Source organism: Catenulispora pinistramenti (genome assembly GCF_018274385.1).
Taxonomy (GTDB): domain Bacteria; phylum Actinomycetota; class Actinomycetes; order Streptomycetales; family Catenulisporaceae; genus Catenulispora; species Catenulispora pinistramenti.
On sequence record NZ_JAAFYZ010000340.1, the window covers coordinates 1 to 7,532 of the forward strand.

The 7,532-nt window shown below is 72.5% G+C and carries 7 protein-coding genes; all 7 read right to left on the reverse strand.

Features of this window, described 5'->3' with window-relative positions; all coding sequences use genetic code 11:
* Nucleotides 1-663: protein kinase domain-containing protein (locus KGQ19_RS46030; protein WP_438801904.1), on the reverse strand; the 663-nt coding region annotated here is incomplete at its 3' end.
* Nucleotides 664-817: 154 nt separating this feature from the next.
* Nucleotides 818-1,330, reverse strand: a complete 513-nt coding sequence (locus KGQ19_RS46035) for a pyridoxamine 5'-phosphate oxidase family protein (RefSeq protein WP_212021516.1) — start codon at nt 1,328-1,330, stop codon at nt 818-820.
* Nucleotides 1,331-1,369: 39 nt separating this feature from the next.
* On the reverse strand, nt 1,370-2,092 hold the full coding sequence (locus KGQ19_RS46040) for a 4'-phosphopantetheinyl transferase family protein (RefSeq protein ID WP_212021520.1): 723 nt from the start codon (nt 2,090-2,092) through the stop codon (nt 1,370-1,372).
* 57 nt (nt 2,093-2,149) lie between these two features.
* Entirely contained in the window at nt 2,150-3,460 is a 1,311-nt protein-coding gene (locus tag KGQ19_RS46045) for a chymotrypsin family serine protease (RefSeq protein WP_212021522.1), read from the reverse strand.
* A 1,267-nt stretch (nt 3,461-4,727) separates the two neighbouring features.
* On the reverse strand, nt 4,728-5,705 hold the full coding sequence (locus tag KGQ19_RS46050) for an aldo/keto reductase family protein (RefSeq protein ID WP_212021524.1): 978 nt from the start codon (nt 5,703-5,705) through the stop codon (nt 4,728-4,730).
* Nucleotides 5,706-5,799: 94 nt separating this feature from the next.
* Nucleotides 5,800-6,438 (reverse strand): response regulator, encoded by a 639-nt coding sequence (locus KGQ19_RS46055; RefSeq protein WP_212021526.1) that lies wholly within the window; start codon nt 6,436-6,438, stop codon nt 5,800-5,802.
* The coding region (locus KGQ19_RS46060; RefSeq protein WP_212021527.1) for a sensor histidine kinase at nt 6,435-7,532 on the reverse strand (1,098 nt) is incomplete at its 5' end. The genes KGQ19_RS46060 and KGQ19_RS46055, both read right to left, overlap by 4 nt.

Sequence of the window (7,532 nt, forward strand, 5' to 3'; positions counted from 1 at the left end):
TAAGAGACAGCCCTCAGACGCCGCCATAGCCGCCGCCCGACCCGGGGCGTCGCTCCGCCCCGGCGCCGCGGCCAACTCCAGCCCGTCGGCGCGCGCGGCGTCCGCCGCCCACCCGCTCAGCAGTGCCCGGCCGCGCGTCTGCCAGTCCGAGCCGTACACCTCCGTCGCGGTGCCGGTGACCTCCGCCAGGAACTCGTGCGGGGAGGCGGGCCGGCGCTGCGGGTCCGGGGCCAGGCCGTGCTGGGTCAGGGTGCGCAGTTCCGGCGGTGCGAATTCGGCGATGACCTCGGCGTATTCGTGCAGCGCCGCCAGGTCCTCGCCGGTGGCGGCGACGAAGGGGGCCTCGCTGGTCAGGCATTCGAAGAAGACCGCCGTGGCGCTGAAGACGTCGCCGCCGGCGTCGGCCGGGGTGCCCGTGAGGCGTTCGGGCGCCAGATAGGTCGGCTCGTTCGGGACGAATCTCGCGTCCTCGCCGCCGAAACCGGTCAGGGCCAGCCCGCCCGATCCGTCCACCCGGACGTGCTCCGGGCGCACGTCACCGTGCACCACGGCTAACGTCATCAGCATCCCGGCCAGCACCGAGGCCGCGGCCTCCGGTGCCATAGCCCCTGACTCCCGCAGCACCGCGCGCAGCGACACGCCCTCGACCAGCCCGTTCCTCACGCAGGCCTGTCTACCTGATTGCGGGCCGCAACCACAACGTCTGAAGGTATTGGCACGTCACCGGCTCGCGCCGGCGGCGGCCGAAGGCGCCGGCCGCCGGGCCGAAGGGGTGTGCGAGCGCGAAACGAGCGCGAAACCGGCCGCGGGGCGCCCCTTACCTCAGGACGCTGAGCTCCACATAGTTACGCCGTCCGAGGTGCGGCTCGTCGACCAGCCGCACCCGCTCCACCCGGAACCGGTACAGACTCGCCGCCCCGGTCCCGTCCAGATAAGACTCGCGCACCGCCGGGTCGCCGCCGAACGACGGGAACCGCGACCGGTACGCCTCGAATGCCGGCTCGGCGTCGTCCCCGACCACCGCCCCGCACTCGCCGGTCACCTGCATCCCGCGCAGCCCCTCGCCGAACTCCGGCGGCGGCAGCCAGATCGCCGCCGAGGCCTGCGCCCGGGCTGAGGCGTTCTGCCCGTGCCGGGTGCTCGGCTCGCTGACGAAGTACAGGTCGAACTTGTTCCCGAGCGCGAAGAACGCCATGTTCGCGTGCGGGGTGCCGGTGGCGTCGGCGGTGGCCAGCGACAGGACCATGGTCCCGGCGGCGATCGACTCGACGCTTTCGGCGATGACGGAGGAAGAGAGATCGGTGCCTTCGAAACCCACTGAGAGCGCCACGGCCGGAACCTGCCCGGCCGGCCCCGAGGGCAAACCGCCTCAAAGAGTGACCGCGGTGAGCACGAGCCCTGATTCGATCGCCCACCGACCCGTCATCTGCGTGATCGGCGCGCCGCTTTGCAGGATCCGCGCCGAGAACGTCCCGGACGCCGCGAGTATCCCCGGCGTCGCCACGATCTCCTCGTCCGGCACGAACTCCACCGACGCCTCCCCGAACCCCAGCCACCGCTGGGCTACCGGGAACCACGCCTTGTAGACGGATTCCTTGGCGCAGAACACCAAACGGTCCCACCGCACCTGCGGCCGCTCCGCCGCCAACGCGGCCAGCCCCGGCCCCTCGTCCGGCCGCGCGATGGTGTCCAGTACGCCCTCCGGTAGCGGCGCGTGCGGCTCGGCGTCGATCCCGAGCCCCACGACTCCGGCGGCGCGGTCCTCGACCCCGGCGTCCGCCCGGCCTGCGCCCCCGCCCCCGCCGAAGCGGGCAACGGCCGCCGCCCGATAGCCCCGGCAGTGCGTCATGCTCCCCACGATCCCCGCCGGCCACAACGGCTCGCGGTTCCCGCCGGTCCCGATCGCGACCGGCGGCAATCCCAACTGGGCCAGAGCGGTCCGCGCCAGATGCCGCGTGGTGGTGTACTCGCGCTGCCGCTTCTCCACGGCCCGCGCGATCACCGCTTCCTCGCCCGGCAACAGCACCGCGTCCTCGGGGTCGCCGAAGACCTCGGCGACCGCCACCTCCGGCGGGAGCAGACTCGACAGCACGCCGCGCTCTCCGTTCTGTCCGACGACCCGTAACCGGTTACGGCTATGACCAGGGGATCAGGTCTGAGGATTCAAGGTCAACCCGTAGTAGTTGAAGATGTCGGTGGCTTCCGTCCAGAAGACCCCCGGCGTCCCGTCCCCGGGAGTCCCGTCCGACAGCAGCCCGCGAGCCTGCCGCACCCCGCCGGGTTCCACCGCGAACATCGTCGCGCCGCTGTCCCCGCCGGCCGCGCCCCAGCCGTTGTCCACCGCGTCGCCCCAGACGCCGCGCGCCGTGTACGACAGCCCCGGGCAGCCGGTGCTCGGCCCGCAGTACATGTCCTGGTCGGTCACCTTGATGTCGCAGGGAGTCGGGTGCCCCATGAAGTACGACCGCTGGCCGTCGTGGCAGACGTAGTCCCCGTTGTACGAGTACGCGAAGCTGGTCAGCCGCATCCAGCCGGTGGTGTCCGACTCGTCGGCGTTGTTGTTCGCCCCGTCGACGGTCTCGGCGTCCCACTCCTGCACCCGGGCCGTGACCGTGCCGACGTAGTCGCCTTTCAGCCCGTTGGCGTAGTCGCCCGGCGTCCCGGCGTGGGTGTAGATCTTGGTGCCGACGCCGAAGCAGTGCGCCGCGGTCACCATGATCGGGTGCTTGTCGGACTTGCGGATCGCCGGCAGCCCCGCGGTGCAGCCGTGTCCGGTGCCGCCGGCGGTGAGGGCGTCGCCGCCGATGAACGGCGAGCTGTCGTCCCACTTCGTGTTCGCCCACGCCTTCGCCTGCAACGACCGGCCTTGCCGGTAGACGATCGGCACGCCGAGCGACGCGGCCAGATTCGTGGTGGAAGGCCCGAACGCGGCCGGGGCCGCCGCCGGGTCGTCCACGTCGAGCTGCAGCCCGGAAGCGTCCGCCGCCGGCCCGACCAGGTCCACGTGCATCGGCAGCTTCCCGGCGTCGGCCAACGCCACCACCCGCTGCGCCGCGGTGTCCAGCGCGGCATGCGTCGCGGCCGCCTTCTGGAAGCGGATCAGCGAGGTGTCGATCGTCGGGTCGACGGCACGCGCCGCCGCCGAGACCCGCGCGGCCTGCCCGGTGTCGGTGAGGTAGACGGTCACCACGTTTTGTCCCGCGTCGATCGCGAGGTTGCCGTAGACGTCGGCGGCGACCCCCCGCCCGGCGGCGCCCACGGCGTTCGCGACGGCGCGCAGCGGACCCAGCCGGACGGCCTGCGCGTCGGGGCTGAGCGCGGCGACCTGGGCGTCGGTCAGGACCGCGGACCGCGCCGGCGTCCCGGTCCCGGCCCGGGCCCCGTCCGGCAGCGCGACGGCGGCGACGAGCAGCCCGGCGGCGAGCGCGCCGAACCGGGCGGCGACGACCTTCCTGCCCATGGGAGTGCTCCTGGTGTGATCGCGGATCGGTCACGGCGGAGCATAGCCGGGATGTCAGGCTTCTGATAGAGCGATACAACCGTTTGCCGCTCTACGGGGCTTTAGTCGATATGAGTATCGCGATGACCTTGATCCTGGCCCTGGTCTCCCTGCTCCGGGTCCGGGGCACGGGCGCGACCGACACGGTCTGGGCCGAGGACGGCTCCCGCTTCTTCCAGGACAGTCTGCACACCGGGTCGCTCCGGCTCCTCATCACGCCCTACAACGGGTACCTGCACCTGGCTCCGCGGCTGACGATCGACATCGCGCGGCTGTTCCCGATCGAGGACCTGGCCGCGGTGCTGGCTCTCACGGGTGCGCTGATATCCGGAGCCTGCGCGGTGTTCGTCTTCAACGCCAGCGGCCCTGCGCTGCGGTCCAAGGCGCTCCAGGCCGTGGCCGCCGCGCCGGTGGCGGTGGGCTGGGTGGCGCAGTCCGAGGTGGGGAACAACCTGGCCGACGCGCAGTGGTTCCTCGTCTACGCCGCGTTCTGGGCCGCTGTCTATCAGGGCTCTGGTCGAGCCCTCCGCATCGCCGCGGCGGTCGTGCTCTTCGTCGCGGCGGCGAGCGATCCCTTCACCGGCTTGTATCTGCCGCTGCTCTGGCGCCGCAGCCGGACGCAGATCGCGGGATTGGCGGCCGGGCTGGCTTTCCAGGCGATCGGCATCGTGTTCATGGGCTCTTTGACGTCCCGGCCCGCGCGACGCGACCATCATGTGCTCGGCACGGCCGACGCCTACCTGGTGCACGTCGTCGGGCACGTGCTCTGGCCGGTCAGCGGGTTCTGGCTGGTCGGTGCCGTACTCAGCGTGGGGTTGTTGGTGGGCGCTTTCAGAGCTCTGCCACGCTCTCGTCGCGGCCTGCCGACCACCGCTGTGGCCTACAGTGTGCTGATTTACTTCGCACTGGTCACGGAAGGCGGCTTCGTCGCCCCGCGTTACGCCTACCTCGGCACCGCGTTGCTCCTGGCCGGGATAACGGCCGCGGTCGTCGAAACCGGTCTGGGAACCGGCTTCCTGTCGGCCGCGGTCGCTATCTGTGTGTGCGTCGGCTATTTCGAGGACCAGGGCGGGCGGAACACCGGACCGTCCTGGCGCGGGCAGCTCCAGCAGGCCGCCACCCGCTGCCAGAACGGCCACGGGGCCGACGCCGATGTCGCCATCGCGCCGACCCCGTGGTCGGTACAGATCCCGTGCCCGCTGCTGGCCGGCTCCGAGCCGAGCGCGCGCTACTCGGTCGGCGCCTCGCGCACCACGTGGGTGCCCAGGACGTCGTCGATCTTCTTCAGCACGTCCGCCGACAGCTTCACCCCGGCGGCCTTGACGTTCTCGGTCACCTGCTCCGGCCGCGAGGCGCCGATGATCGCCGCCGACACGTTCGGGTTCTGCAGCACCCAGGCCACGGCCAGCTGCGCCATCGACAGGTCCACCGACTCCGCGATCGGCTTGAGCTGCTGCACCGCTTCCAGCAGGCCCTCGTTGCCGACCAGCTCGCCGATGAAGCTGGCGCCGCGCTCGTCCGTGGCGCGCGACCCCTCCGGCAGCGTGGCGCCGGGCAGGTACTTGCCGGTCAGGATGCCCTGAGCGATCGGGGACCAGACGATCTGGCCCAGGCCCAGCTCCTCGGAGGTCGGCACCACCTCGGCCTCGATCACCCGCCACAGCATCGAGTACTGCGGCTGGCTGGAGATCAGCTGGATGTTCAGCTCGTCGGCCAGCTTCTTGGCGGCGCGGATCTCCGAGGGCTTCCACTCCGAGACGCCGATGTAGAGCGCCTTGCCGGAGCGGACGACGTCGGCGAAGGCCGTCATCGTCTCCTCCAGCGGCGTCGCGTAGTCGTAGCGGTGCGCCTGGTAGAGGTCGACATAGTCGGTCTGGAGCCGCTTCAGCGAGCCGTTGATCGACTCCATGATGTGCTTGCGCGACAGGCCGCGGTCGTTGTGCCCGGGGCCGGTCGGGAAGAACACCTTGGTGAAGACCTCCAGACCCTCGCGCCGTTCGCCGCGCAGCGCGCGACCCATCACGGCCTCGGCGCGGGTCCCGGCGTAGACGTCGGCGGTGTCGAACGTGGTGATGCCGGCGTCCAGGGCGGCGCGCACACAGGCCAGTGCCGCGTCCTCCTCCACCTGCGAGCCGTGGGTGATCCAGTTGCCGTAGGCGATCTCGCTGATGACCAGGCCGGAGCGGCCGAGATGACGGAATTCCATGAGGTAACCCTACGACTGGGCCGCCGGGAGTTACATCGCAGGTCTGGCGCATTCGGTGGGTTTCAGCTCCGGCACCGGGCGTATCGGGCCCGCCTCACATCCGGATCAGCCCGGCCTGCACCGCGGCGGCCACGGCCGCGGTCCGGCTGTCCACCCCGAGCTTGCCGAAGACGTGCACCAGGTGCGTCTTCACGGTCGCCTCGCTGATGAACAACCGCCGCGAGATCTGCCGATTGCCCAGCCCGGCGGCCACCAGCTCCAGGATCTCGGCCTCGCGCTGCGACAGCGTCGGCCGCGGCCCGCGCACCCGGCCGAGCAGGCGCGCCGCGACCGGCGGCGCGAGCACCGTCTCGCCACGCGCCGCCGCCCGCACCGCGGCGGCCAACTCCTCCGGCGGCGCGTCCTTCAGCAGATACCCGGCGGCCCCGGCCTCGACCGCGGCGAGGATGTCGGCGTCGGTGCTGTAGGTGGTGAGGATCAGCACGGCCGGCGCGTTCGGCCGCGCGGCGATCCGCCCGGTCGCCTCGACCCCGTGCATGCCCGGCGCCATCTGCAGATCCATCAGGACGATGTCCGGCGGCGTGCCGGCCGCGACCGCCTGATCGAGCAGGCGCAGCGCCTCGGCGCCGTCGGCGGCCTCGCCGACCGGCTCGATCTCCGGCAGGTCGGCCAGGACCGCGCGCAGGCCGCGGCGGACCACCGGGTGGTCGTCGACCAGCAGGACGCGGATCATGGAGCGGGCTCGGCAGAGGGTTGATGTGCGGGCACTGATGCCGGCTGCGTCGGTGCGGGTAGCCGTACCAGCTCAGTGGCGGGATGCCGCGTCGGCAGCGCCACCGCGACCGCCGTCCCCTCGCCGGGCACCGACTCGATCGTCAGCGTCCCGCCGAGCTCGCCGATCCGCTCGCGCATCCCGTGCAGCCCGAACCGGCCGTCGGCGCCCGCCGCCCCGTCGAAGCCGACCCCGTCGTCGAACACGTCCAGCGTGACCGCGTCCTCGTGGTAGGCCAGCGTCACCGCGGCGGCCGTCGCCCGCGCGTGCCGCTCGACGTTCGCCAGCGCTTCCTGCGTCGTCCGCAGCAGCGCGACGTCCGCCTCCATCGGCAGCTCGTACGGCTCGCCCTCGATCCGGAACACCACGCGCGGATACCCCGCGGCCACCCGGGCCAGCGCCTCGCCGACCGTCGAACCCTCCAACGCCGGCGGCGTCAGCCCGGCCACGAACCGCCGCGCCTCGGCCAGGTTCGCGCTCGCGGTCTCCCGGATCTCGCGCACGCCGGCCGCCGCCGGTTCCGGCAGCCCGCTCTCCACGCCCCGGGCCAGCAACACGATGCTCGACAAGCCCTGCGCCAGCGTGTCGTGGATCTCCCGGGCCAGCCGCTGCCGCTCGGCGAGCCGTCCGGCCTCGCGCTGGGAGGCGGCCAGGTCGGCCTGGGCCCGCACCAGCTCGTCGAGCAGCCGCTGCCGGCGCCGCCCCTCGCGGTACATGCCGACGTACCCGTACGCCGTCAGGACCGCCACCGCGGCCCCCGCGCACGGCCCGATCACCTTCGCCGCCGTCAGCCCGCCGCTGGTCGTGGCCTGGGTCGCGACCACCGTCGCGGTGATCGCCGCCACCGCCGCCAGCGACCACGCGCGGGGGAGCAGGTGCAGCACCAGGAAGTACAGCGGGAACGCCACATACGCGGTCGTCGGCGCGATCACCACCAGCGTGACCCACAGCGCCGCCACGGCCGCCAGCCACCACAGCGCCGCCGAACGCCGCCGCCGGGCACCCGGCTGACTGCTCCGCCCCGCGACCCCCACGACGCCGAGCGTGTACCTGTC

Bases quoted from the DNA above. Each gene is read 5' to 3' on its own strand.
- KGQ19_RS46055 (WP_212021526.1), bottom strand. From the start codon at position 6,438: ATGATCCGCGTCCTGCTGGTCGACGACCACCCGGTGGTCCGCCGCGGC.
- KGQ19_RS46045 (WP_212021522.1), bottom strand. From the start codon at position 3,460: ATGGGCAGGAAGGTCGTCGCCGCCCGGTTCGGCGCGCTCGCCGCCGGG.
- KGQ19_RS46050 (WP_212021524.1), bottom strand. From the start codon at position 5,705: ATGGAATTCCGTCATCTCGGCCGCTCCGGCCTGGTCATCAGCGAGATC.